The sequence below is a fragment of the Cupriavidus sp. HMR-1 genome, from assembly GCF_000319775.1.
Lineage (GTDB): Bacteria > Pseudomonadota > Gammaproteobacteria > Burkholderiales > Burkholderiaceae > Cupriavidus > Cupriavidus metallidurans.
Genome location: NZ_ANKP01000277.1, coordinates 1 through 25,727, shown reverse-complemented (window position 1 = coordinate 25,727; position 25,727 = coordinate 1). Strand labels below are relative to the sequence as shown.

Genomic DNA, 25,727 nt, shown 5'->3' with positions numbered 1-25,727 from the left:
CTCAAGAGAATCCTCAAGGAGACAACGCCATGAACAACAAGGCACTGGAAGGGGTCCGCATTCTGGACATGACGCATGTGCAGGCCGGCCCGTCGGCCACCCAGCTGATGGCCTGGCTGGGTGCCGATGTCATCAAGGTGGAACTGCCTGGTCGCGGCGACATCACGCGTAGCCAGCTGCGCGATGTTCCGAACGCGGACAGCCTCTACTTCACGATGCTGAACTCGAACAAGCGCAGCCTGACCTTGAACATGAAGACGCCGGAGGGCAAGGCGCTGCTCGAAGACCTGGTGCAGCGCTGCGACGTGCTGGTGGAGAACTTCGGGCCGGGCGTGCTGGATCGCGCCGGGTTCGACTGGGACCGCCTGCAGTCGCTGAATCCGCGCCTGATCTACGCGTCGATCAAGGGCTTCGGCCCCGGCCCGTACGCCGATTGCAAGGCTTACGAGAACGTGGCGCAGTGCATGGGCGGCTCGGCCAGCACGACTGGCAACGAAGACGGCGTGCCGACGGTGACCGGCGCGCAGATCGGCGATTCGGGCACGGGTGTGCATTGCGTGGTCGGCATCCTGGCCGCGTTGCTGCACCGTGAGCAGAGCGGGCGCGGGCAGCGGGTGGAAGTTGCCATGCAGGACTCGGTGCTGAACCTGTGCCGCGTGAAGCTGCGCGATCAGCAACGGTTGTCGGCCGGGCCGCTCAAGGAGTATCCGAACGACGATTTCCAGGACTACGTGCCGCGCGCCGGCAATGCGTCGGGTGGCGGACAGCCGGGTGCGGCGTTGCGCTGCTCGCCCGGTGGCGCCAACGACTTCGTCTACGTCATCATCCAGCCGCAGGGCTGGGAGCCGCTGATGCGCCTGTGCGGTCGCGAGGATCTGATCACGCATCCGCAGTTCGCCACGCCGGAGGCTCGCCTCAAGTGCCTGGCCGAGTGCTTCTCGATCATCGAGAAATGGACGCGGACCAAGAGCAAGTTCGAGGTGATGGCGGCGCTCAATGACGTCGACGTGCCGTGCGGCCCGATCCTGTCGATGAAGGACCTGATCGAGGACCGATCGCTCTACGAGCGCGGCTATATGGTCGAACTCGACCATCCGGAGCGTGGCAGGTACGTGCAACTCGGCTGCCCGATCTCGCTGTCAGAATCGCCGGTGGAAGTCGAGCGTTCGCCGTTGCTTGGCGAGCATACCGAAGAGATCCTCGAGTGGCTCGGCCGCACGCCGTCGCAGATCGTCGCGCTCAAGGCCGCCGGCGCGGTGTAGCCCCCACACCCTCAACGCACACTCTCTCAACCGATCCCGGCGAAGTCCGCAGGCCGCCCGCATCTCCAATGCGTGGCGGGTGGGCCTGCTTTCGCCTTGCGCAGCCCATTCGGGCCGCGTTTTTCGCCTGCCCCCCTCATTCATGCCTGAACAGATGGAGACCTGACATGGCACATGACAAGGATGCTGTACGCAAGATTCTCGCAATCGCCAAAAAGGAAGGCCGCAATGCGCTGACCGCCCCCGAAGGCAAGCTGGTTTGCGATGCCTATGGCATCTCTGTGCCGGGGGAGGGCGTCGCCAGGTCGCCCACGGGCGCGGTGGAACTGGCCAGCAAGATGGGATACCCGGTGGTGCTCAAGATCGTGTCGCCGGACATCCTGCACAAGACCGAAGCCGGTGGTGTGCTGGTGGGTGTGAACTCGGCCGCGGACGTGGAGCGCGGCTATCTGACGATTATCGAGAACGCGAAGAAGTACAACACGAACGCGCAGATTGTTGGCGTGCAGGTCCAGCAGATGATCGGCGGCGGGCAGGAGGTGATCATCGGCGCGGTGACCGACCCATCATTCGGCAAGCTGGTGGCATTCGGCCTGGGCGGTGTGCTGGTGGAGGTGCTCAAGGACGTGACGTTCCGCATGGCGCCGGCAACCTATGACGATGCGCTGTCGATGCTCGATGGCATCGCCGCGGCGGACGTGCTCAAGGGCGTGCGCGGCGCGGACCCGGCCAATCGCGAGGCGCTGGCCGGGATGATCCAGCGCGTGTCCGAACTCGTGAGCGATTTCCCCGAAATCTCCGAGCTTGACCTGAATCCGGTGTTCGCCAGCAAGGATGGCGCGATTGCCGCCGACGTGCGCATCGTGATCGACGACTCGCCGCAGCCGGAGAAATACCGCCCGAGCCAGGAAGAGATCGTCCGGCAGATGAACCGGATCATGCGTCCCGACACGGTGGCGGTGATCGGCGCATCGGCCGAGGACGGCAAGATCGGCAACTCGGTCATGAAGAACCTGATCAATGGCGGCTATCAGGGCAAGATCTACCCGATCCACCCGAAGGCCGACGAGATCATGGGCATGACGGCCTACAAGAGCGTGCTCGACGTACCGGGTGATGTCGATGTCGCGGTCTTCGCCATTCCGGCCAAGTTCGTCGCGCAGGCATTGGAGGAAGTCGGCAAGAAGGGTATTCCGGGCGCCGTGCTGATTCCGTCCGGATTCGCCGAGACCGGCAATGTGGAGGGCCAGGACGAGATCGTCGCCATCGCCCGCAAACACAATATCCGACTGATGGGGCCGAACATCTACGGCTTCTACTACACACCGAAGAACCTGTGCGCGACGTTCTGCACGCCGTACGACGTCAAGGGCAAGGCCGCGCTGTCGTCGCAGTCGGGTGGTATTGGCATGGCGATCATTGGGTTCTCGCGCTCGGCCAAGATGGGGGTGTCCGCGATTGTCGGGCTCGGCAACAAGTCCGATATCGACGAGGACGATCTGCTCACGTTCTTCGAGCAGGACGACAACACCGAGATCATCGCCCAGCATTGCGAGGACCTGAAGGATGGCCGGTCGTTCGCCGAAGTGGCTCGTCGCGTCTCGAAGAAGAAGCCGGTGGTGGTGCTGAAGGCAGGCCGCACCAGCCTTGGCGCGCGTGCCGCAAGCTCGCATACGGGCGCGCTGGCAGGTAATGACAAGATCTACGAGGACGTCTTCAAGCAAGCAGGCGTGATCCGCGCCCGCTCGCTGCGCGACCTGCTCGAGTTCGCGCGCGGCATTCCGAAGCTGCCGACGCCGACGGGCGAGAACGTGGTCATCATTACCGGCGCGGGTGGCTCGGGCGTGCTGCTGTCCGATGCGTGCGTGGACAACGGACTGTCGTTGATGACGATGCCCGATGACCTCGACGCGGCGTTCCGCAAGTTCATCCCGCCGTTCGGCGCGGCCGGCAACCCGGTCGACATCACCGGCGGCGAGCCGCCCTCCACGTACAAGAACACGATCAAGCTCGGCCTGGAAGATCCGCGTATCCACGCGATCATCCTGGGCTACTGGCACACGATCATCACGCCGCCGATGGTCTTTGCCAAGCTCGTGGTCGAGGTGAAGGAAGAAATGCGCGCGAAGGGCATCGAGAAGCCGATCGTCGCGTCTCTGGCCGGTGACGTGCAGGTCGAGGAGGCTGCGGAATACCTGTACGAGCACGGCGTGCCGGCCTATGCGTACTCGACGGAGATTCCGGTGGCGGTGCTCGGCGCAAAGTACAAGTGGGCGCGAGGGGCGGGCAAGATCTGACGCGTTCGGTTGTTCGTACGGCTGCCTCTTTCCCTCTCGCGCCGGCGTGAGAGGGGAAGAGGGCCAGCGCTTCCATTGCCAAGGCCCTCGACATGACAGCCCACGTCGAGGGCTTCTTCTTTTTTCGTAAGGAGCCCCCATGCAGCAAACCTGGATTCGCTTCCGCAGCCCACGCGGAGACACTGGCTTCGGCCTCGTCGATGGCGATCGCGTCATCGTGTACGACGGCCCCGGCTACACCGGCTCGAAGCCCACCGGCGCCGTGCTGCCCGGCGACGAAGTGCAGCTGCTGGCGCCGTGCGAGCCGGGGAAGATCGTCGCGCTATGGAACAACTTCCACGCGCTGGCGCGCAAGCTCGAGAAGCCCGTGCCGCTGCATCCGTTGTTCCTGATGAAGCCGGCCAGTTCGCTGGCCGGGCCAGGCGACGCCATCGAGCGGCCCGCCAGCTATCGCGGCAAGATCGTCTATGAAGGCGAACTCGGGATCGTTATCGGACGCAAATGCCGCAATGTGGGCGTGTCGGAGGCGGGCTCGCACATCTTCGGCTACACGGTGGTCAACGATGTCACCGCGGCCGAATTGATCACCGAAGACCCGAACTTCCCGCAGTGGACACGGGCCAAGGGTTACGACACGTTCGGCTGCCTGGGGCCGGGCATCGTCACCGGCTTCGACTGGCGCGCAGCCAGCGTCGTAACGCGGCTCGATGGCGTGGAGCGGCAGAACTATCCGCTCGCCGACATGGTCTTCTCGCCCGAAGAACAGGTCAGCCGGATCTCACAGGATCTGACGCTGATGCCCGGCGACGTGATTGCCTGCGGTACGTCGCTCGGCGTCGGATCGATGAAGGACGGCGCCGTGGTCGAGGTGTCGATCGCCGGGATCGGCGCTCTGGTCAATCACGTGAAGGGATAGCCGAGGAACGACAAAAGGCCCCGCGCGGGGTAAGGCCGTTTCGCTGATGGTCTGTCTGAAGAATCGGACGTTGTAGCGCTTAGGCAGGGCTTTGACCACACGGGGGCATTTATGCCCCCGTCGCTTTTGGATGATCGCCAACTGAAGTTTGACGCGCATGCGCTGCAGATAGGCCGGCAGCTTGCCTGAGCCATGCTGGCTGTCCAGATCAGTTCGCTCTGTATCAGGCGCAAGGCCAGAACAAAGCTCGGGTCCGTGGGCTCGATGCGGTCCTCCAGCGCAGCCTTGGCCATTTTCAGATGCCCCCTTTTCTACGCAATCAGTGCCCCCCAGAGTTTTCCTGAAGCACGCACTTACGCAGTTGGATACGCAAAGCCAGTGCGGCCCCGAGCATGGCTTGCTTCAGTTCCCGATAGTTGGTTTCGAATTCCCAATGGCAGTAGTAACACGCGAACGAACCCGTCGGGCACGCGGCTCACGATTGCGATCCGGCGGGCAGGGTAGTGGAAACCAATTGGCGGCGATATCGCATTTCTCTGATTCTGCGCGAGACCTTGCTTTGCACTCAACTGACGCCGGAATCGCATTCCCGGCACCACAGTTTGCGGGTAGCGTTCGATGCTCGGGAGCGCATATCGTCGCTAGATGTTGGCTCCTCGCAGCCCCGGTTCGATCACGCTGGCATTCATTTTCACGAGGCAGCGCAAGGCAGCGATGCTGCTGCAGCCGACCGGGCAGCCCATCGGCGGGCTTACCACGCGACGTTCCATCCGGAATCGGAAGCATGACACAACCATTCATTACCGTACCTATTGCCTTGTCATGCACGCGCAGTGCAACGATCACCCTGCCGTGGTTCGTCCAGCGCACCGAATACAACCCAGCGCCCGCCACCTTCAAGCCGCTGGTGAACGGCGAGACGGCATTTCGCGACATCTACGACGCGATTTTCCGTGCCGAGAAAAGCGTGGACATCATCTGCTGGGGCTTCCAGCCGTCTATGTTCTTCAAGCGTGGCGCAGGCGGAGAGGGAACAAGGTGCATTGGCGAATTGCTGGAAGACGTAGGCAAGCGCGGCGTTAAGGTGCGCTTGCTGTGTTGGGGTGGGCAGGTGCTCGGCCTACCGGAAATCAACAACAGATTCGGCCCCGAGCCAAACATGCCACACCGGCCCGCCGCTCACATGAGGCCAAGACCGCACCCGAGCAGGCATGCCGAGGACTTCGATCGCTGGTGGTACTGGTCGGTCGCGCAGAAAGATCCGAGAAGGCTGACGTTTCGCAATGTGGTCATGGACCCATCGGTCATCGCCAGACACATCCCCTCGGTCTGGCAAGTGGCGGCGCTGAAGAATGTCGAGTTCATGACGCGGGACTTCGATTTGCCGAGCCGGCTGGAGATTGCCTTCAGGACCAGCCTGTTCGGTGCGGACAAGCAGCGCGGCGCGGGCAACAAGGTTGCCGGAGGGGCGGCCATGGGCCTTGCGGCGCCGACGCATCACCAGAAGATGGTGTTGGTCGATTACGAAGTCCCGAACAAGGCGGTTGGATACGTTATGGGACACAACATGCTGGACGCGTACTGGGACACCGACGACCACAGTGCGGCCAAGATGCCGTGGGGGTATCTTGGCCGCAATGGCGCGACACCGAGGCACGACATCTCAAGCCGGGTGACTGGGCCGATTCTCCAATACCTCAACGATAACTTCTGCGAGGCGTGGGATCGGGAAACCGGCACCGGTCTGGGTAAGGCGCGCAAGCCAGCCGCAGCCGGTCTCAGAATGCTTCCGTCGCTAGGCGACAAGGTGATGGCCCAGGTGCTGCGCACACACTCTCAGAACGGCAAGCAGGACATCGAAGAAATGTATCTCCAGGCGGTGAACAATGCGACGCAGTTCATCTATATCGAGAACCAGTACTTTCGGTTCAAGCCCCTGGCGGACAAGATCAATGAAGCGGTCAAGAAGCAAATCCAGTGGGGGCGCGACCACGGTCAACACGGGGCCATCCATCTCTTTGTGATCACGAACTCCAGCGACGAGGGTATGGGCGATGGTACGGTCAACACCTACCGCATGCTCAACGCGCTGGGACGGGCCGAAGTCATTCCGGGCGTGGCAAAGCTGGAGCAGGAGGATGCTCGTCAGGCCGATCTGCAGCGCCAGTATGACGCGGCCAGAACACAAGCGAGGGAAGCCCAGAGAGCGATTGCCGGGGTATATCAGTTCACCCATCTGGGCGATGCATATGTGCAGAAGTTGCTGGCTCGAGCCGAAGAGAAGCTCCAGCAGGCCCGCGCGAAACAAGCGGAGGCAAAAGCGCAGATGAAGGAGCCACCAAAGGCTGTCTTGCCCGCGCCGATTGACGGATTGAAGGTCCACATCTGCACCCTCGTAGCACCCGACTCACCGCCAGACAAGTGGCAGGACGTGTATATCCACGCCAAGCTAATGATCGTGGACGATGTCTTCATGACGCTGGGATCGGCCAATATCAACACGCGCAGCATGGAGGGCGACAGCGAGCTGAACATCTGCCACGAGAACGAGGCAGTGACACGGCCATTGCGCCGGAAGCTTTGGCACGACCATACGAGGGGGATGGGCGATCAGGATGATCCGGCGAAGGCATTTGAGCAGTGGACAGAAATCATAGAAGAAAACAAGAGTCGACAAGAAGACGGCGGAAAATCTCCCCATGCCTCTCTGATCGAATTCCGCCGCGATGACCCGAAGCGGACTTACAAGGACTGACCGATGCATATCGCACTGGCCGCGTTGCTAACAGCCGTTACCCTGACCGCCTGCTCCAAGGAAAACTCTATGCCGACCGTCCCCGATCTGGCCACCGTTCGCACCAATCTGGCCTTTACCTGTGTCTACGAGGCGAACCATCTGCCTCCGCTTGATCCGGAGGCCGATGTGTTGTTCAAGTACGCCCGCTATCTGCAGAAGCTTGAGGGACCCAAGGACTTCGATGACGTAGCGCGCTACTACCGGATCGCGGCGGCGCATGGGCATTACAAGGCCAACAGCAACCTGCAGAAGCTGGTCTCGGAGGGCCATGCGTCATCGCCGCTCCCGCAGCGGGAGAGCGTCGCGCTGGCCAGTCAGTTGATCGACGCGGGCGTGCCGTCGGGCTACTACGACATCGGCTATTACCTGAACCTCGGCTATGGTCTGAAGCAGGACAAGGAAATGGCACTGCGTTATTTCCGCAAGGCTGCCGATCTGGGCAACGCGGATGCGCAGTTTTATGTCGGGAAGCTGCTAGCTCCCCGGGATAAGGCGCCGGAAATCGCTAGGCAAATGCGACAGTGCGCCGCCGATCAAGGGCATGGGAAGGCCGCGAGTACATTGGGATTTGTTCTCAAGAATCGATCCAATTATGCGGAAGCGTTAGAGGCCTTTCAGAAGGGAGTGCAAGCTGGGAATAGCATGTCGGCCTTCTTTCTTGCCGATTCCTTTAAGGGGCCACCGCCAGCCGAGGAGCTGCATTACCTCTCCCTTTCCCAAGATTCCGAGCGTTCAAGGCGCTACGAACTGATCTGGCAGTTCATCAAACGTAACGACGGCCGCAACCCCAAGGTGCCGGACACTGACCAGATCGTGCCACTGCCTCCTGCGAAGCTGCCGCCCTGGGACGGCACCTTCCAGTGGCAGAAGGAACAGGATGCCGCGGTTCCGCCCGACAAGCCATCGGACGAACTCATCAACCGCCTGAGCCAGGCCAAAAATCTCGACCCGGCCACCGGCCTGCCGCTGACCACTTCAGTAAGGACCGCGCAGACGACCACCTCTGCGCCGGAGCAGAAGGCGCTGCCACTCGGTACTGAGGCGAGCACGGGCGAGCAGTGTCCGCAACGTGGACTGTGGTGCGTCAGAGGTGCCGCCAGCATCTCGGGCTCCAGGCGCGAGTTCGAGAAGGGGGACATTCTGCCTCCACTGACGGTCTACGATCCGCGCCCCTTTGCGTGGATGGATTCCCTGCTGGGAATGCGTGAGCAGTCCGCTGACGTGATCAGTTGACGCCGGCGCCTGCCATCGCCCGCATGTACTCGCTCTTCTTGTCGAAGATGAGTTCGCTCAGGAACGATGCTTCGTAGGCCTTCAGCAGGTGCGCGTGGAAGTCTTCGATATAGCGCGCGACGCGGGTCTTCTCGCATTCGATGCCGCAGAGCCAGTCGAACATCTGCATGTCCCAGCGGAAGCGCAGCCCGAGTTCGGCGAACGCGGCGTTGTACGCGGCGAGCTGCATTTCGCGATCAGGCTGGCTCGTCTCGCTGGCTGCCGGGGCGGTAATCGGTGCGGCGGGCTGGAGTTGGTTCATGATCGTCTCCTTGCATGGCTGGTGGGGCGGCTTGATGCCGGTTTGATGCCTGCAGCTTAGATGGGACGATCAATTTACGATAATTAAAGTTTCATCGCAAAATCATAAGCAATCATTTATGGATGGCACGCGGGCGAATCAGCCCCTCCACGCCAGTGATCTGCTGGATCAGCGTGGCGCCTTCTTCCATGAGGAAATGCTTGAATGCCAGGGCCACGGGTGGCAGGCGCTTGTTCTTGCGGTGCACCACGTACCAGTTGAGCATTACCGGGAAGCCCTGAATGTCGAGCACAGCCAGCTTGCCGGCCTGAAGTTCCAGCCCCACCGTGTGGGCTGACAGGAAGGCGATGCCCATGTTCGCGATCACCGCCTGCTTGATGGTCTCGGTGCTCTTGATCTCCATCGCGATGCGCAGGTTAGACAAGCGCCCCGCGAAGCCTTCCTGCATCGAGTTCCAGGTGTCCGAGCCTTTCTCGCGCGAGACGAATGCTTCCTCGGCCAGGTCAGACAGCGGAATATTGCGCTGGCCCACCAGCGGATGGTTCGGCGCGGCGACGATCACGTAAGGGTGGGGGGCGAATGCTTCGGCGATGGTATCCATGCCTTCCGGCGGGCGAACCATTACCGCCAGATCGGTCAGGTTGCCGGCTAGCTGATGCAGCAGTTCTTCGCGATTGTGCACAGCAAGATTGAGCGTGACCGATTCATGCCGGTTCATGAACTCGGCCAGCAGGCGGGGAAAGAAGTAGTCACCGGCACTGATGACGGCGACGTTGAGGCGCCCCCCGGATATACCCTTAAGCTGCGCCATCGCGTCTTCGGCCTCGCGGAACTGCTGGATGATGCATCGGCTGTAATGCAGCATCTCGGTGCCGGCCGGCGTCAGGTAGATGCGTTTGCCAAGCTGCTCGAAGAGGGGCAGGCCGACATGGAGTTCGAGCTGTCGAACCTGTGTGGAAACAGCAGGTTGCGTGAGATGAAGCTCCTCCGCCGCACGTGAGAAGCTCAGATGGCGGGCCACCGTTTCGAACACTTTCAGCTGGCGAAGCGTCGCGTTCTTCATCGCACGATATCCTGCAATCTATAAATGATCGTCAATGATCATAATAAAAAACTTTATGCTGTGCTGATCTAAGTTTGAAGTAGCATCAATCCACAGATGCAACGTGCCGCAATGTCAGGCGCGCTCATTCAGTAGTGAAAAAGTCGGGCGTCCACAAGGCCAGCCCAGCAGTCGCGCCACCAGAGCGCGAAAGACACTAATGCAAGGAGACACGACATGGCGCACACCAACGCGGCAGGCTCCGCCGTGGGCAATTTCAATGGCGGGCTGCTTCGCAACCGCTGGTTCCAGCTCTTCATCGGCGTGATCTGCATGGGGCTGGTGGCCAACCTCCAGTATGGCTGGACATTGTTCGTCACCCCCATGAACGCCCGGCACCACTGGGGCGAATCGGCGATCCAGGTTGCGTTTTCCATTTTCATCGTCACCGAAACCTGGCTCGTGCCGCTGGAAGGCTGGCTCGTCGACAAGTTCGGGCCCCGCCCCGTGGTGGCCGGCGGCGCGATCTGTGCCGGACTGGCGTGGGTGATGAACTCTTACGCCACGACCCTGCCGATGCTGTACACGGCTGCCGTGATCGCGGGGATTGGCGCGGGCGGTGTCTATGGCACGTGCGTCGGCAATGCGCTGAAGTGGTTCCCGGACAAGCGCGGCCTGGCGGCAGGACTGACCGCTGCGGGCTTCGGCGCAGGCTCGGCGCTGACGGTGATTCCCATCGCCAACATGATCCAGAAGTCCGGCTATGAGCATGCCTTCTTCACGTTCGGCATCCTGCAGGGTGTGCTGATCTTCGCGATGGCGCTGCTGCTGGTAAAGCCGCAGCCGCCCAAGGGCGTGGTGGCGAACAAGGCCATCCTGACCAACCCGGTTGAGTTCACGCCGGGCCAGATGGTGCGCACGCCGGTTTTCTGGGTGATCTATGCCTCGTTCGTGGCGGTGGCCGCGGGCGGCATCATGGCTACCGCGCAGCTTGGGCCGATTGCAAAGGACTTCGGGTTTGCCTCGATGCCGGTCACGATGCTTGGCATGACACTGCCGCTGCTGACGATGACGCTGTCGATCGACAACCTTTGCAACGGGCTCACGCGTCCTCTGTGCGGCTTTATCTCCGACCGCATCGGCCGCGAGAACACGATGTTCGTGATCTTCATTGGTGAAGGGCTGTCGCTGATCGGGCTGCTCGAACTGGGCCATGACCCCTACTGGTTCATGCTCTTCGCCGCGCTGACCTTCCTGTTCTGGGGCGAGATCTTCTCGATCTTCCCCGCCCTCTGCGCCGATACGTTTGGCAGCAAGTTCGCCGCGGCCAACGCCGGCACGCTCTACACGGCGAAGGGTACCGCCGCGCTGCTGGTGCCGCTGGCGTCCGTGCTGTCCCACCACGGTGGCTGGAACCTGGTGTTCACAGTGGCGGCCGTGATGACCGTGGCAGCGGGGCTTTCTGCCAAGTTCGTGTTGCAGCCGATGCGTCGCCGCTTCATCACCGGCCACGCGATGGCGCAGCCCGTCAGCGATCACGCGACATACATGGCCGGGTTCTCGACCGGCAAGGGTGAATAACCGGTCCGGCGAATGCGGAAAGGAGCGGCAGCATGAATGTATCGCTTCCCCAGTTGAAGGCTTTCGCTGCGGTGGCTCGCCAAAAGAGCTTCACACGTGCTGCGGCCGAGCTTGGGCTGACACAGTCGGCCATCAGCCGAAGCGTGCGCGAACTGGAAGAGGAGATCGACCAGCGGCTGTTCGATCGCACCACGCGCCAGGTGGAGTTGACCGATGCGGGCGAGATGCTGTCGCAACGGATCTGCCATCTGGTCGAGGAAGTCGAACAGACACTGCGCGATAGCCACGGCACCGGCAAACCGTGTGAAGGCACGGTGCAGATCGCCACCGATCCGGTGTTGTCATCGATGACGTTGCCGATGTGGGTGGCTGGCTGCCGCAAGGCATGGCCCGGCATCGGCATCACGCTGCGCGACTGCTCGCATGAATGCGTGCTGCAGCGTGTGCGTAGCGGAGAGGTCGATTTCGGCATCGCCAGCAATCCAGCGCCTTGCGACGATCTTTACTGTGAACCCCTGTGCGTGGATCCTTTCCAGGCCGTGCTGCCGGCGGGGCACCCTCTGGCCGCGCGTGAATCACTGGGGTGGGGCGAACTGGGCGATGCGTCGGTGCTGACGCTCGATCAGAGTTCCGGCATCCAGCCCGCGGTGGAGCGCGCGCTGGCCGCCTATCGCGTACGACCGGGCTCATTGCAGGTACTGGGCCACTTTGCCGCGGTCTTCGGCATGGTGGCGATGGGGCTGGGGATCGGTGTGGTGCCATCGCGGGCGCAGGCCGCTGGCATTGCGCCCTCGGCAGTGCTGCGCCCGTTGCGTCCGCAGGTGACCTCGAACGTCATGCTCGTGCGCCGCAAGGCCCGGTCGCTCAAGCCAAATGCGGCGGCGGTGTGGGACAACCTGCGTGCCCAGGAATATGAGCGTGGCGATTACGCCAATCAGGGGCTGCTGAAGAAAGTGGGGTAGGGCATTGAATCGAATTCACGTGCGGCACTGCCGCAGGCGTATTGCGATCAACTTTTGATGCAACGGACGTTCAATTTGAGATGCGCAACGCACCCTACGGGGTGCGTTGTTGCTTTTAGAGCGACGCGTCTATTGATATATCACATACAAAATATTTACAGACGCCGCAGTGCAGCATATACTGAGGACTCCTTGATCTATCTCACTTAGGAGTTTTCATGAACGCCGTACTGCTTTCCGCCATCGCCCTCGGTTTGATCGCGACGGGTGTCGCCGTGACCTACCTGCTGGCAACGCGCCTGCCGATGCGCCTGCTGGCCACGGCGCAAGACCATGGTCGTTTCGCCGGACTCGGGTCCACGCAGGAAATTGACGGTGCGGGCCGCGCAACGCCGAGCACCTCCACATCGGTGCAGCCGCAATTCGCGCACGCCTGATACTCCCAGGCGAGTTTTACCAGCAGGAGCCTTGTGACGGCCGGCAACTCCTGATGTCCAGCAGTACCGAGCAGTTTCACCACGGCCGTTCCTTCCTTGTTTTTCCCTTCGTTTCGCGCAGACGGTTCCACGCAAGCCTGTCGAGGCGGTCTCCGATAGTCCCGATGCCCTTTCGGGTTCATGCGGTGGTGTTCTGAACCACCCGCCACTCATCCGTTGCCTGTCTGATTCGCCGCTTGGGACTTTCCCTAGGGCGGTCGATTCACGACGTGCGCCGCAACATTTCGCGCCGGCTTTTTCCGGTTGGGCATTGATGCCGGATCCGTACCTAAGTCCTTGATCCGGAATGAGGCTTGCCGGGGCAGGGCTGTGAGTTTGATGCACCTTGCGCACCATTGATCCAGCCCCTCGAAAACCGTCGTCAAGAATGTCTGCACGATAGGTCAGGCAGGCATCCAAATTGCCTTGACACTGTTGATATATCACATACCGTATAGCACTAGAACGGCTCAGCTGTTCGAGATCAGCAGGGTGAAGCGACGCGATAGACCAGAGGCATCTCCGCAGATGCCCATCCACAACGGCGACCACGGTTGCCAGAAGGAGACACCATGGAACCTCAGCAGAACGGAAGCGCGCCGACGTCATGGTTTGCATCGCCATGGACGCAGCTCGTATTCGGTGTGATCTGCATGGCGATGATCGCCAACATGCAGTACGGCTGGACGCTGTTCGTCAATCCGATTGACGAGAAGTACCACTGGGGTCGCACCGCGATCCAGGTGGCATTCACGATCTTCGTGGTCACGGAGACCTGGCTGGTACCCATCGAAGGGTATCTGGTCGACAAGTACGGGCCACGCCCGGTGGTCATTGGTGGTGGCCTGCTTTGCGCGGTGGCCTGGGCGTTGAACTCGGTGGCCTCATCGTTGCCGATGCTGTACTTCGCGGCAGCGGTGGGTGGCGTCGGGGCCGGGGCGGTCTACGGGACCTGCGTGGGCAATGCCCTCAAGTGGTTCCCGAATCGTCGAGGGCTGGCGGCGGGACTGACGGCCGCGGGTTTCGGTGCAGGTTCGGCCGCGACCGTGGTGCCAATTGCCAACATGATCAAGTCCAGCGGCTACGAGGCTACGTTCCTGTGGTTTGGGCTCGGGCAGGGGATCGTCGTGGTGTTGCTCGGCATGTTGCTCTATCCGCCGTCGGCCAAGATCCTCTCGGACGTGAAGAGCACGCTGAAGGCAGCGGCCACCTACAACGCCACGCCACGCCAGGTGCTGTCGTCGCCGATTTTCTGGGTCATGTACGCCATGTTCGTGATGATGGCGGCAGGCGGACTGATGGCAACGGCGCAGCTTGGGCCCATCGCCAAGGACTTCGGCCTGCACGACTCGCCAGTCTCCATCCTTGGCCTGACCCTGCCGGCGTTGACCTTCGCGCTGACCATCGACCGCGTGCTAAATGGTCTGACACGTCCGTTCTTCGGCTGGATTTCCGACAACATTGGTCGCGAGAACACCATGTTCCTGGCGTTCGCGGTCGAAGCCGTTGGCATCCTGCTGCTGGCCAAGTACGGGCAGAACCCAACGGCATTCGTAATCCTGACCGGCATCGTGTTCTTCGCCTGGGGCGAGATCTACAGCCTGTTCCCGGCGACATGCGGTGATACCTTCGGGCCGAAGTTCGCGGCGACCAATGCGGGGATGCTCTACACAGCGAAAGGCACCGCCGCACTGCTGGTGCCGTTCTCCAGCGTTATCACGGCGGCAACAGGCGACTGGTACGCGGTGTTTATGCTGGCGTCCGGTATGGCAGCGGTATCGGCCCTGATGGCGATCTTCGTGCTCAAGCCGATGCGCGAAGCCCATGCAAGGAGATTCGTCCAGGATAGTGCTGGCACGCCGATGGGATACCGTCCTGTTCCGGAGGACCTGACCTGAGTGAGTGCGCTGTAAAACCTTGGCCCGCCTCGCGCGGGCTTTTTTGTCGTTCTATTTTCCCGATATACGGGAAAGTGATTGCAGGATCTTCCGGCTAATCATCGGGATCGTTTGCGACTAGCATCCACTTATCTCTCCCTTCAAAGGATGCCGCCATGAAAGCCATTGGTCTGACCCGTTACCTGCCCATCAGCGATCCGCAGTCGCTCGTCGATGTCGAGATCGCCCGGCCCGAGGCCAGCGGCCATGACCTGCTGGTCAAGGTGGAGGCGATCGCGGTGAATCCCGTGGACACCAAGGTCCGGGCGCCGAAAGACAAGGTCGAGGATGCGCCGCGCGTGCTGGGCTGGGACGCCGCTGGCACCGTCGTGGCTGTCGGCGCGGATGTCACGCTGTTCAAGGTAGGCGATCCCGTGTTCTACGCCGGCAGCATTACGCGCCCCGGCGCGAATAGCGAGTACCACCTGGTAGACGAGCGGATCGTCGGCCACAAGCCGGCTTCGCTCGATTTCCCACAAGCGGCAGCGCTGCCGCTGACGGCCATCACGGCCTGGGAAGCGATGTTCGATCGCCTGCGTATCTCGCCGAAGGGCGAGGATGCCGGCAAGTCGGTGCTGATTATCGGTGGTGCGGGTGGGGTAGGGTCGATCGGCATTCAGCTTGCCAAGGTTCTGGCTGGCTTGACGGTGATTGCCACAGCGTCCAGGCCGGAATCCGAAGCCTGGTGCCGCGGCCTTGGGGCCGACCATACGATTGATCATCACGGCGACATCCCGGCCCAACTGCGCGCGCTGGGTTTTGCGCATGTGGACTTCGTCCTCTGCTTCAACGACACCGATCGCCATTTCAACGCCATGGCCGAGGCTATCGCCCCGCAGGGAACGATCTGCACGATCGTGGAGAATACCGGCCCCCTGGCCATTTCGGCGCTCAAGAACAAGAGCGCCGGCTTTGTCTGGGAATTAATGTTCACGCGGGCGATGTTCCAGACGCCGGACATGATCGCGCAGCATCGGCTGCTGAACGAGGTGGCGCGGTTGATCGATGCCGGCAAGCTGCGGACTACGGTGGGTGACAACCTCGGCACCATCAATGCAGCCAATCTGCGTCGCGCCCATGCGCTGCTGGAAGGCGGGCGAACGATCGGCAAGCTGGTGCTCTCCGGCTTCTGATAGCGGTATATGTGCAATTAACTGCCAAGCAGCGCGCGATACCAATATGAAGGGGCGGGCCTCTCGCGAGGCCCGCCCCTTTTACTTGGCTTGCAGTCGGGACGAGATTAGATGGTGGTGACCGGTGACGTCCGCGCGCTTGTCATCCGATGCACGGGCGGTATCGCCTGCAGATCGTTCACGAAGCCGGAAATATGGCCAATCACGGTAGCGTCACGCAGGATGCGGCGATGCCCGAGGCCCTGGGTTGTTACCAGCCGCGCGGCTGGCCACGCGCCGGCGATTGCCGCACCGTCTTCCCAGCGGACTTCCTTGTCCTCGCGATCATGAATCACCAGCGCGGGTGGTACCGGGCGCGTGCGTCCCACGTCGGGTACGTTGAACGTGGACCACTGCGTGCCCAGCCACTGTTCACTGCGACGCTCCATGCGGGTCTGCACGTGTGGCGCCACGCCAAGTTGCCACGCGAGGGTGGAGCAGGCGGTGTGCATGTCGGCGGGAGAACCGAGCATGACCACGCCGCGCACGGGCAAGCCTTCGCGGATTGCGTGGGCCGTGGCCGCGCCGCCCATCGAGTGGGCCACCACCGCATGGACCGGGCCGACGTGCCAGGCAACGGCCAGAAGCGATCGGGCCATCTCGATGATCGAGCTTTGATCCTGCCCGCGCGCGCCTGCGTCCGAGGCGCCATGCGATAGCGCATCGAATGCCACCACCCGCATGCCTGCCGCGAGCAAGCCGCTGACCACGGCGTGCCACTGGCCGGCTTCGCCGCCCCAGCCGTGCGCAAGCAGAATCACGGGTCCCTTGCTGCCCCAGCGATAGACGCGCACGCGCCGGCTGGCGCCCTGGCCGGTGACCAGTGCCCATTCTGTGCGGGCGGTGTCGAGCAAGCGCAGACCGTCGGGCGTGGATCGCGCACGCGGCGGGCTGAACCACAGGTGCTCCAGCGCCCGGGAAGTCGCCTCGGGGAAAAGCAGGCTGCCGGCCTGCCAGCTCAGACGTCGGCTGGCATGACTTATCGCACCGGCCAAACGGGAAAGTGTGGCGCCGGCGCGTCGGCGATTGGAGGCCGTCTCGCCGGGTGCGGATGCACGGGCGGGGCGGGTTTGGGTTGACGATGACAGCACTTGCGACACGACAAACTCCTCCTGCGGATGCTTCAACCGGTCAGGCCGGCAGTAAGACCCAGTGAATCCTGAAGTTTTTTGTACGTCACGACCGACCAGTCGTGCTATTTTTTGGGCAAGAAAAAGTGGCAAAAATGCCGTTGGATACACCGCGCTGCCGTCACCGATACTTATCGTGCGGATGCTCGAACGCTGCTATTTCCGTCTTAGCGTGCCGCAACGAGCGGTTCGGCGCGATTCTCTTTCAGGTCATTGACCAGTCTTGCAAAGGCGCGCCGTGCCATCGTTTCGGCACTGGCGCGGCCCATCAGCTTGAATGACGACTGGAAGGACATGCCGATGCCTTCCATTTCGAACGCAAACTGGTGCGCGTCGGTATCGGCGCGCAATACACCTTCATCCACTGCATCGCCAATCACGCGCACGATCGTGCTGTGCCAATCCTTGAATGCCTGCACAACCTTGTCGCGTATGACTCCGGGGCGATTTGCGTATTCCTGGGAGAGGGCCATGAAAATGCATCGACCCTCCACGACCGTGCCGCCCAGCCATGCCAGGTAGCCATCGAACAGCGCCAGCAATCGAGGCGCGCCACGGCGCTGCCGCATGGCAGGGTTGATCACGATCTCGCCAAATCGCTCCATCGCGTGTTCGAGCACGGCTTCCTGCAGCGCCTCCTTTGATTTGAAGTGCGCGTATAGCCCGCTCTTGGACATGTTCGTGTCCGCCGCCAGGGTCGCGAGCGACAACTGTTCGAACCCGACCTGCGTCGCGGATCGGAATGCCTGCTCGATGATGGCGGTGCGAGTGAGTTGGCCTTTTTGCATGGGTTTGAGAATAGCACGACCGGTCGGTTTGTCAACTTGCCTTGTGCCACACATTGACGATACTGATGTGACGTCAACGCAAAACAGGCGGTCCCGTTATGTGTGTGGCGGGAGGAGGAAGTTGTGCTCTATCCGTCTTTTGGATGAGAGTCTGGAAGAACGGAGCGAGCCATCATAGGAAATCTGCAAAAGTGTTCCAGAAGACCTTACGGAACGCTTTACGTGCTCTATACTCGAATGCACGTCCGCGCACTTTTTTTTCACTGGTGACTGGAGACCGACATGAACAGTACAGCCGTGCCAAGAGGCGCTAGCGAACCGTTCCGGCAACTGCGGGCGTTGCGTCGAGCGCGCAAGCTCAAGCAGGAGGACGTCGCCCGTAAGGCCGGGATATCCCGGGAAGCTTATCTACGGGCGGAATCGGGACAAGCCGATCCGCGTATGTCCACGTTCCTCGCGGCCTGCGAGGCACTGGGCCTCGAGGTGGTACTTGCTCCGCAGCATCTTGCGGCAGACGTGAACGCATTCATTGCCAGCCGCAATGGCGGCGTAACAGCCGCATCGATGGCGGGCCCGGCAACCGCCGCGCCTTCCGCGCCGGCCCCTGGCGGGTTCGGTTCGGGCTCGACGCCCGAAGGTCACAAGCCCGTCTGAGCCCGGTAGGGCTCCGGATTTCTCGGCACGGCGAATGTTCGTTCGCCGTGCCGAGGTCCAGTCGCCCCTGCATTCGGGCGCGATGACCCTTTCCTCCTGGCTGGCCTGGGCGCAGCCATCGCCGCTGTCGTCCATGCAGCCAGCATCCTGCCTCGCCGATTCTCCGGCGTGACTGGCAGCTCCTTTCCGAAAGACTTTCCTCCCTGTCCGTCCTGCTTTCGCAGCACATCCGTGCATCTGCGCGTTTGCTCGCGCGCTGTCGCCTATCGTAATTGTGGTTTGACATTGCGCAAGACGATGATTACGATTTGGTAAATCGATTTCACAATACGTAAATCGAAGAAAAAGCGGAGACATCGTCATAAGACGGGCCTGGCGGTCGCCAGCAGCCGGTCTCCTTGCCGCCCAGGATGCTCGCCGCGTCGCAGGTACGAGCAAAGTGAGAGGAAGACTTCATGACCCAGACCCAACTCAATGTGGCTGACACCGCCGTGGCGCAGTACATGTCCGGTTTTGCCAATGAGTTCGCCACGGAGGCGTTGCCCGGTGCGTTGCCGGTAGGACGCAACTCGCCGCAGCGGGCGCCGTATGGCCTGTATGCCGAACAGCTATCGGGCACCGCGTTCACCGCGCCGCGCGCCCACAATCGCCGTTCGTGGCTGTATCGCATTCGCCCGGCAGCCATGCACAAGCCGTTCACGCTGATCGAGCAAGATCGTTGGCTGAGCCGGTTCGACGAAGTGGCGCCATCGCCAAATCAGATGCGCTGGAGTGCGCCGGCCATGCCGACCGTTCCCACCGACTTCGTCGATGGCATCGTCACGATGGCTGGTAACGGCGGTCCGGAAGCGCTGTCCGGGTGCGGGATCCATCTGTATCTGGCCAACGCGTCGATGCGGGACCGCTTCTTCTACAACGCCGATGGCGAGATGCTGATCGTGCCGCAAGAGGGCCGTCTGCTGATCATCACCGAGATGGGGCGCTTGGCCGTGGAGCCGCAGGAGATCGTGGTGATCCCGCGCGGCGTGCGTTTCCGTGTGGAACTGCCCGACGGCGCCGCGCGTGGCTATATCTGCGAGAACTACGGCGCGATGTTCAAGCTGCCCGACCTCGGCGTGATCGGCTCCAACGGGCTGGCCAATCCGCGTGATTTCCTGACGCCGGTCGCCAGCTACGAGGATCGCGAAGGCGATTTCGAACTGGTCGCCCGTTTCCAGGGCAATCTGTGGCGTGCCGACATTGGCCACTCGCCGCTCGATGTGGTGGCGTGGCACGGCAACTATGTGCCGTACAAGTACGATCTGCGTCTCTTCAACACGATCGGCTCGATCAGCTACGACCATCCGGACCCGTCGATCTTCCTGGTGCTGCAATCGCCGTCGGATACACCAGGCGTGGACACGATCGACTTCGTGATCTTCGGCCCGCGCTGGCTGGCCGCGGAAGACACGTTCCGTCCGCCCTGGTTCCACCGCAATATCGCCAGCGAATTCATGGGGCTGATCGCGGGCGAGTATGACGCCAAGGCCGAAGGCTTCGTGCCGGGCGGGGCGAGCCTGCACAACTGCATGAGCGGTCACGGCCCTGATGCGGAGACCTTCGAGCGTGCCTCCGCCTCTGACACCAGCAAGCCGCACCACATCACGGACACGATGGCGTTCATGTTCGAAACCCCGGGCGTGATCCGTCCGACGCGGCACGCTGCCGAGTCGGCGCTGCTCCAGCACGATTACTACACCTGCTGGCAAGGCCTGAAGAAGCATTTCAACCCGAACGTGCGTTGATCTGACGCGACTCTCGCACCAATAGGAGTATCAAGATAATGACTGCCCCCAAGACTAGCTGGGTCGATTCCGCGAACGACGGCCAGACCCATTTCCCGCTGCAGAACCTGCCGTATGGCATCTTTTCGACCACGGGCGGCGCGGCGCGCGTGGGCGTGGCGATCGGCAACCAGATCGTCGATCTGGCTGCGCTGGACGATGCCGGCCTGATGCCGACGGCGGCCAAGGGCGCGTTTGCAGCGTCGAGCCTCAACCGCTTTATCGCGCTGGGCAAGCCGGTCTGGACCGACTTGCGCGCGCGCCTGACCGCGTTGCTGTCCGCCGATGACCAGCGGCTCTCTGGCAATGCAGCGCTGCGCGACAAGGCACTCGTGCCGATGTCGGCCGCCACGCTGCACTTGCCGGTAGATATTCCCGGCTATACGGACTTCTATTCGTCGCGCGAACACGCCACCAACGTTGGCCGCATGTTCCGCGATCCCGACAACGCGCTGCTGCCGAACTGGCTCGAAATCCCGATCGGCTATAACGGTCGTGCGAGTTCGGTGGTCGTCAGCGGCACCGCGCTGCATCGTCCCAATGGCCAGATCAAGCTGCCGAACGAGGCGCGCCCGATCTTCAGTCCCTGCCGCAAGCTCGATTACGAGCTCGAGATGGCCTTTATTGTCGGCAAGCCCTCGAACCTCGGCGAGCCGGTGAGCACGGGCGATGCCCCGGCCCATATGTTCGGTCTGGTGATTCTCAACGACTGGAGCGCCCGCGATATCCAGCAGTGGGAGTACGTGCCGCTCGGTCCGTTCAACAGCAAGTCCTTCGGCACCTCAATTTCGCCGTGGGTGGTGACGATGGACGCGCTGGAGCCGTTCCGCCGCGAAAACCCGGCGCAATCGCCGGAGCCGTTGCCGTATCTGCAGCAGCAAGGGCAGAACGCCTACGACATCGACCTGGAAGTGGCGCTGCAACCAGCCGGCGCCGCGGCGGCCAGCACGGTGTGCCGCACCAACTTCAAGGCGATGTACTGGACCATGGCGCAGCAACTGGCCCACCACACGGTATCGGGCTGCAATGTGCGCATTGGCGACCTGATGGGCTCTGGCACGATCAGCGGCACTACGTCGGATTCGTGCGGCAGCCTGCTGGAAACCACGCGCAATGGTGCGGAACCCGTCACCTTGGCCGATGGCGCGAAGCGCGGTTTCCTCGAGGATGGCGATACCGTGACCATGACGGGCTGGTGTCAGGGCGAGGGGTATCGCGTCGGCTTCGGCGAGGTAACAGGTAAAATCCTGCCGGCGCGCTAAGTACCGCGACGGCCGCTACGGCGGCCACGGCAAGTCAACAGGGCGGAGCGGCAAAAAAGTGCTGCATCCGCCCTGTTACATTTCCGAGATTCCGTTACTTTTCTGGCACAGCCAGTGCGCGCAGGAGCATGAGAGAATGCGCCGCCGACCAGATATCCAACCTATCAGAATCTGGTGGCGGACCGGGTCACAATCCTCCCACGCGCAAGGCATGACACTTGAATTCGAGATCCGCGCATGGGCGGCATGTGCGCCGGCGTTGCAGACACACGCCGACTGGCTGGCATGGAGCCGAGCCCCATGGCTGCCGGAAGGTGCTGATCTGCCCGCGCTTGCCGCGATGGCGCCGATGTTGCGTCGCCGTGTCAATGCCACAGGACGTGCCGCGCTACATCCCGCCTACGAGATCGCCGCCAATGACGCAGGCGTAATGCCGGCCGTCTTCGCCTCGCGTCACGGGGATTCGCGCCGCGCTTTTTCGATGCTGAGCGAGCTTGCCGCCGGCGAACCGCTGTCGCCCACGGCGTTCGGTCTGTCCGTACACAACGCGATTGGGGCGATGTTTTCCATTGACCGGAGCGCGGCATCCAATATCCAGGCGTTGTCCGGTGGGAAGGACACCGTAGAGGCCGCCATCGTCGAGGCCTGCAGCTTGCTGGCCGATGGTGCCGCCGAGGTCCTGCTGGTCTGCTACGACACGCCGCTTCCCGAGCCGTACCTGACGTATGCCGACGAACCGCAGTGCCTGTATGGATGGGCGTGGCGCGTGGGCTTGCCGCGTGCCGGCGCGCCAGTGTGGCGGCTCGAGTTGACCGATCCCGCGACCGAGGTGACCGACAAGTCGGGGAACGGCCCCGTGGACGGTCAGGGCCAGCCGCTGCTGCCACACGGCCTGGAGGTATTGCATTTCGTCCTGTCCAATGACGCAGGGGCCGGCAAGTCGCAATTGTTGCATCGCGCGGATCATGCGATCTGGAAGTGGGGTCGCCATGTTTGACCGCCTCGGCCGCGCGTGGCGCGTTGTCGCCACGGCATTCTGCTTCGCGATCTTCGGCATCGGGGGCCTGGTGCTGGGCGTTCTGGTATTCCCGCTGCTCTCGCTGATGCTCTGGGCGCGTGCCAGGGCGCAGCGGGCCTGTCGCCGCGTGATTCATTCCACGCTGTGGGGATTCCTGTGGCTGATGCGCACCCTGGGCGTGCTGGACTACGAAATCCGCAATGCGGATCGGCTGCGCCGGCCCGGCCTGCTGATCGTGGCCAATCATCCGTCGCTGATCGACGCGGTCTTCCTGCTGGCGCTGACACCCAACGCGAACTGCGTTGTGAAGGGGGCGCTGGCGCGGAATCCGTTCACGCGGGGGGCCGTGCAGGCCACCGGCTGGGTACGCAACGACAGCGGTGGCGTGGCGATGGTCGACGACTGCATCGCATCACTCCGCGCCGGCAGCAGCCTGATCATCTTTCCGGAAGGCACCCGCACGCGGCCCGGCGCGCCGCTGCAATTGCAGCGCGGCGCGGCCAACGTGGCCGTACGCGGTGATATTGCGCTGACACCGGTGGTGATCCGCTGCGTACCGCCTACGCTGACTAAAGGCGAGAAGTGGTACCACGTTCCACGGCGGCGGCCGCGCTTTGTCATCGACGTTCATGCCGATGTCAGCGTCGCCCAGTGGGTGCCGCAAGGCCTGGAGCCCGTAAAGGCCGTACGCCGGCTGAATCATTCACTATCTGACTATTTTTCTCGGGAGATCCGTCGTGAAGTCGCTTGAGCAGGAAATCAAGGAACTCATTATTACCTCGCTGTCTCTGGAAGATATCAAGGCGGAAGATATCGAGACCGACGCGCCGCTCTTCGTGGAAGGGCTGGGGCTCGATTCCATCGACGCGCTGGAGCTCGGCCTGGCGCTGCAGAAGCGCTATGGCGTCACCATGAAGGGCGAGAAGGAGGAAGTCCGCGCCCGGTTTGCCAGCGTCGCCACGCTGGCCGCCTATATTGCGTCGCAGCGCGGGCAGGCCACCGCCTGACGCGCGGATCATGGTCTGGATGGTTTGAATCGGGGAACACGGAGCCACAAGCATGACGCACGACGAAATCTTCACACGCGTGGCCGGGGTGCTCGAACAGATGTTCGAGATCGACCCCGCCCGCATCACGCTCGATGCGCGCCTGTATGACGATCTCGATATCGACAGCATCGACGCCGTGGACCTGCTGGTGAAAATGAAGCCGCTGATGAGCCGTCCGATCCGGGCGGAGCAGTTCAAATCGGTGAAGACGGTGGGCGACGTGGTGCGGACCCTGGCATCGCTGATCGACTCGCCGGCCACCGCCTGACAAGCACATGGCATGGCGCAAATGGGGGCTGGGGCTGCTGACGATGGCTTACCCGCTCGTGATCTACTTCGGCTTGCAGCACTACTCGCCGCGCGTGATGGCGCTGGCGCTGGTCGCGCTCGCGCTGCTGCGCGCCGCCACCAGCCGCCAGACCGGCTGGCGCGTCACGGCGCTGCTGGCGGCCGCGCTGGCAATTGCGGTGCTGGCCTCGGATCATGAACTGCCGCTGAAGCTCTACCCCGTCCTTGTCAACGCGGCCATGCTCGCCGTCTTTGGCTGGAGCCTGCGCCATCCTCCCACGCTGATCGAGCGCCTTGCGCGCCTGCGCGAGCCGGATTTGCCGCCGAGCGGCGTGGCCTATACGCGCCGGGTCACACAGGCATGGTGCGTGTTCTTTGTCGTCAACGGCACGATTGCCGCGATCACGGCCCTGGCCGGTAGCGACCGTGCCTGGGCGATCTACAACGGCGGCATTGCCTACGGATTGATCGGCGCGATGTTCGCGGTGGAGTGGCTGGTGCGCCAGCGCGTGAAGCGCCGTCATGCGGAGGGCCATCATGGATGACCGTCTGAACGGCGTCAGTGCAACGATGGCGGCGCTGGCTGCCCGAGACGATGCTCGCGCCTTGGTCGCACGGGCAACGGCATGGCGACACGCATTCCTGGCGGCGCCCGGTACGCGCTGGGCGTTGTTTGTCGACAGCCCGGCCGAGTTTGCCGCCGCGCTCTTCGGTGCCTGGCACGCGGGCAAGCATGTGTTGCTGCCCGGCGATGCGAGGCCCGATACGCTTGCCGCGCTGCGCGAGCATGTCGATGGCATGGCCGGCGATCTTCCGCAGGGCCTGCAACCGTCGGCCACGGAGTCTCCGCTGCAATGGCCCCGCCTGGACGCGCGCGAAACCTGGATCACGTTGTTCACGTCCGGCTCCACCGGTGCGCCGGAGGCAGCGCCCAAGCGGCTGGCGCAGCTAGAGGCCGAGGTCCATGCGCTCGAACAGGCGTTTGGACCGACGATGCCGCGAGAAAGCCGTCTGCTGACTACGGTTTCGCATCAACATATCTACGGCCTGCTGTTCACGGTCCTGTGGCCGCTGGCGGTGGGCCGGCCGATGCCGGCGGCACGCATGGCGTTCCACGAAGAGCTGGTCGCGGCCTGTGCCGAAGACCGGAGACCGGTGGTCCTGGTCAGCAGCCCGGCGCATCTGAAGCGGATGCCGGAAGCGCTGGACTGGGCCGCCACGCGCGGCGTGGTGCGGGCGGTGTTTTCGTCTGGTGGTCCGTTGCCACCCGAGGGTGCGTCGGATGTGCTGCGCCATATCGGTGTCTCGCCGATCGAAGTATTTGGAAGTTCCGAGACCGGTGGCATCGCGTGGCGTCAGCGCGCGGCAGGGGACGACCACTGGACGCCGTTGCCAGGTGTGGCGTGGCGGCTGCAGGAGGGGTTCCTCGCGGTGCGCTCGGCCCACCTCGCAGACGATGGCTGGCAGGTGTGCGCCGACCGGGTGCTGCCGACTGGAGATGGCGGATTCGCGCTGGCCGGTCGGGCGGACCGCATCGTCAAGATCGAGGAAAAACGGGTGTCGCTGAGCGCGATCGAGCAGCGGTTGCTGGCGTCGCCGCTGGTGCGCGAAGCCCGCGCGCTGCTGATCGAGACCGCCATCGGCACGCGCGTGGGCGCGGCCATCGTGCTGCAGGAGGCCGGCCAGTCGATGCTCGACGGCAAGGGCCGTCATGCGCTGATTGCCGCGCTGCGCCGTGC

23 protein-coding genes are annotated in these 25,727 nt (G+C 62.8%); 19 read left to right on the top strand and 4 right to left on the bottom strand.

All coding sequences use genetic code 11. The annotated features are described in order from the left end of the window. The first annotated feature begins 29 nt into the window (after positions 1-29). The 5 genes from frc to D769_RS29605 all read left to right on the top strand — a co-directional run bounded on the left by frc (position 30) and on the right by D769_RS29605 (position 8,505). Entirely contained in the window at positions 30-1,262 is a 1,233-nt protein-coding gene (gene frc, locus D769_RS29625; protein WP_008652305.1) for a formyl-CoA transferase, read from the top strand. 167 nt (positions 1,263-1,429) lie between these two features. Beyond that, positions 1,430-3,559, top strand: coding sequence for an acetate--CoA ligase family protein (locus D769_RS29620; RefSeq protein ID WP_008652304.1), 2,130 nt, complete (start codon positions 1,430-1,432; stop codon positions 3,557-3,559). A gap of 139 nt (positions 3,560-3,698) precedes the next feature. Then, positions 3,699-4,475: a fumarylacetoacetate hydrolase family protein gene (locus tag D769_RS29615; RefSeq protein WP_008652303.1), complete on the top strand. Its 777-nt coding sequence runs from the start codon at positions 3,699-3,701 to the stop codon at positions 4,473-4,475. Positions 4,476-5,259: 784 nt separating this feature from the next. After that, positions 5,260-7,230, top strand: coding sequence for a phosphatidylserine/phosphatidylglycerophosphate/cardiolipin synthase family protein (locus tag D769_RS29610; protein WP_008652301.1), 1,971 nt, complete (start codon positions 5,260-5,262; stop codon positions 7,228-7,230). Positions 7,231-7,233: 3 nt separating this feature from the next. Further along, positions 7,234-8,505 carry a sel1 repeat family protein gene (locus D769_RS29605; protein ID WP_081596884.1) on the top strand — a complete coding sequence of 424 codons (1,272 nt, stop codon included), beginning with the start codon at positions 7,234-7,236 and terminating at the stop codon, positions 8,503-8,505. Here the strand turns inward: D769_RS29605 and D769_RS29600 are convergent. Further along, positions 8,498-8,806, bottom strand: coding sequence for a hypothetical protein (locus tag D769_RS29600; protein ID WP_008652298.1), 309 nt, complete (start codon positions 8,804-8,806; stop codon positions 8,498-8,500). The genes D769_RS29605 and D769_RS29600 overlap by 8 nt on opposite strands. Positions 8,807-8,918: 112 nt before the next feature. After that, entirely contained in the window at positions 8,919-9,869 is a 951-nt protein-coding gene (locus D769_RS29595) for a LysR family transcriptional regulator (protein ID WP_008652296.1), read from the bottom strand. Between the two features lie 216 nt (positions 9,870-10,085). Between D769_RS29595 and oxlT (D769_RS29590) the strand changes: the two genes are divergently transcribed. From oxlT (D769_RS29590) to D769_RS29570, 5 genes are all read left to right on the top strand, one after another. Next, positions 10,086-11,429: an oxalate/formate MFS antiporter gene (gene oxlT, locus D769_RS29590; protein WP_008652295.1), complete on the top strand. Its 1,344-nt coding sequence runs from the start codon at positions 10,086-10,088 to the stop codon at positions 11,427-11,429. Between the two features lie 32 nt (positions 11,430-11,461). Next, positions 11,462-12,391, top strand: a complete 930-nt coding sequence (locus D769_RS29585) for a LysR family transcriptional regulator (protein ID WP_008652294.1) — start codon at positions 11,462-11,464, stop codon at positions 12,389-12,391. A gap of 218 nt (positions 12,392-12,609) precedes the next feature. Then, positions 12,610-12,828: a hypothetical protein gene (locus tag D769_RS29580; RefSeq protein ID WP_008652293.1), complete on the top strand. Its 219-nt coding sequence runs from the start codon at positions 12,610-12,612 to the stop codon at positions 12,826-12,828. 611 nt (positions 12,829-13,439) lie between these two features. Further along, entirely contained in the window at positions 13,440-14,765 is a 1,326-nt protein-coding gene (oxlT, locus tag D769_RS29575; RefSeq protein WP_008652292.1) for an oxalate/formate MFS antiporter, read from the top strand. A gap of 155 nt (positions 14,766-14,920) precedes the next feature. Then, positions 14,921-15,937 (top strand): zinc-binding alcohol dehydrogenase family protein, encoded by a 1,017-nt coding sequence (locus D769_RS29570; protein ID WP_008652291.1) that lies wholly within the window; start codon positions 14,921-14,923, stop codon positions 15,935-15,937. A 107-nt stretch (positions 15,938-16,044) separates the two neighbouring features. Here the strand turns inward: D769_RS29570 and D769_RS29565 are convergent, their stop codons facing one another. Further along, complete coding sequence (locus tag D769_RS29565) at positions 16,045-17,076, bottom strand: alpha/beta fold hydrolase (protein ID WP_040011351.1); 1,032 nt, start codon at positions 17,074-17,076, stop codon at positions 16,045-16,047. 197 nt (positions 17,077-17,273) lie between these two features. Then, on the bottom strand, positions 17,274-17,894 hold the full coding sequence (locus tag D769_RS29560) for a TetR/AcrR family transcriptional regulator (RefSeq protein ID WP_008652289.1): 621 nt from the start codon (positions 17,892-17,894) through the stop codon (positions 17,274-17,276). Positions 17,895-18,176: 282 nt separating this feature from the next. Here D769_RS29560 and D769_RS31550 point away from each other — a divergent pair, with 282 nt between their 5' ends. From D769_RS31550 to D769_RS29510, 9 genes are all read left to right on the top strand, one after another. Beyond that, positions 18,177-18,548 (top strand): helix-turn-helix transcriptional regulator, encoded by a 372-nt coding sequence (locus D769_RS31550; protein ID WP_081596883.1) that lies wholly within the window; start codon positions 18,177-18,179, stop codon positions 18,546-18,548. 455 nt (positions 18,549-19,003) lie between these two features. Next, positions 19,004-20,332 (top strand): homogentisate 1,2-dioxygenase, encoded by a 1,329-nt coding sequence (hmgA, locus tag D769_RS29545; RefSeq protein ID WP_008652287.1) that lies wholly within the window; start codon positions 19,004-19,006, stop codon positions 20,330-20,332. 38 nt (positions 20,333-20,370) lie between these two features. Beyond that, on the top strand, positions 20,371-21,633 hold the full coding sequence (fahA, locus tag D769_RS29540; protein WP_008652286.1) for a fumarylacetoacetase: 1,263 nt from the start codon (positions 20,371-20,373) through the stop codon (positions 21,631-21,633). Between the two features lie 211 nt (positions 21,634-21,844). After that, complete coding sequence (locus D769_RS29535) at positions 21,845-22,630, top strand: beta-ketoacyl synthase chain length factor (protein ID WP_008652285.1); 786 nt, start codon at positions 21,845-21,847, stop codon at positions 22,628-22,630. Next, entirely contained in the window at positions 22,623-23,402 is a 780-nt protein-coding gene (locus D769_RS29530) for a lysophospholipid acyltransferase family protein (protein ID WP_008652284.1), read from the top strand. Before D769_RS29535 ends, D769_RS29530 begins: the two co-directional genes overlap by 8 nt. After that, positions 23,389-23,658, top strand: coding sequence for a phosphopantetheine-binding protein (locus D769_RS29525; protein ID WP_008652283.1), 270 nt, complete (start codon positions 23,389-23,391; stop codon positions 23,656-23,658). Before D769_RS29530 ends, D769_RS29525 begins: the two co-directional genes overlap by 14 nt. A 52-nt stretch (positions 23,659-23,710) precedes the next feature. Next, positions 23,711-23,968, top strand: a complete 258-nt coding sequence (locus tag D769_RS29520; RefSeq protein ID WP_008652282.1) for an acyl carrier protein — start codon at positions 23,711-23,713, stop codon at positions 23,966-23,968. Positions 23,969-23,975: 7 nt separating this feature from the next. Continuing rightward, complete coding sequence (locus tag D769_RS29515) at positions 23,976-24,533, top strand: hypothetical protein (protein WP_008652281.1); 558 nt, start codon at positions 23,976-23,978, stop codon at positions 24,531-24,533. Then, a partial coding sequence (locus D769_RS29510; RefSeq protein WP_008652280.1) for an AMP-binding protein occupies positions 24,526-25,727 on the top strand: 1,202 nt, incomplete at its 3' end. The genes D769_RS29515 and D769_RS29510, both read left to right, overlap by 8 nt.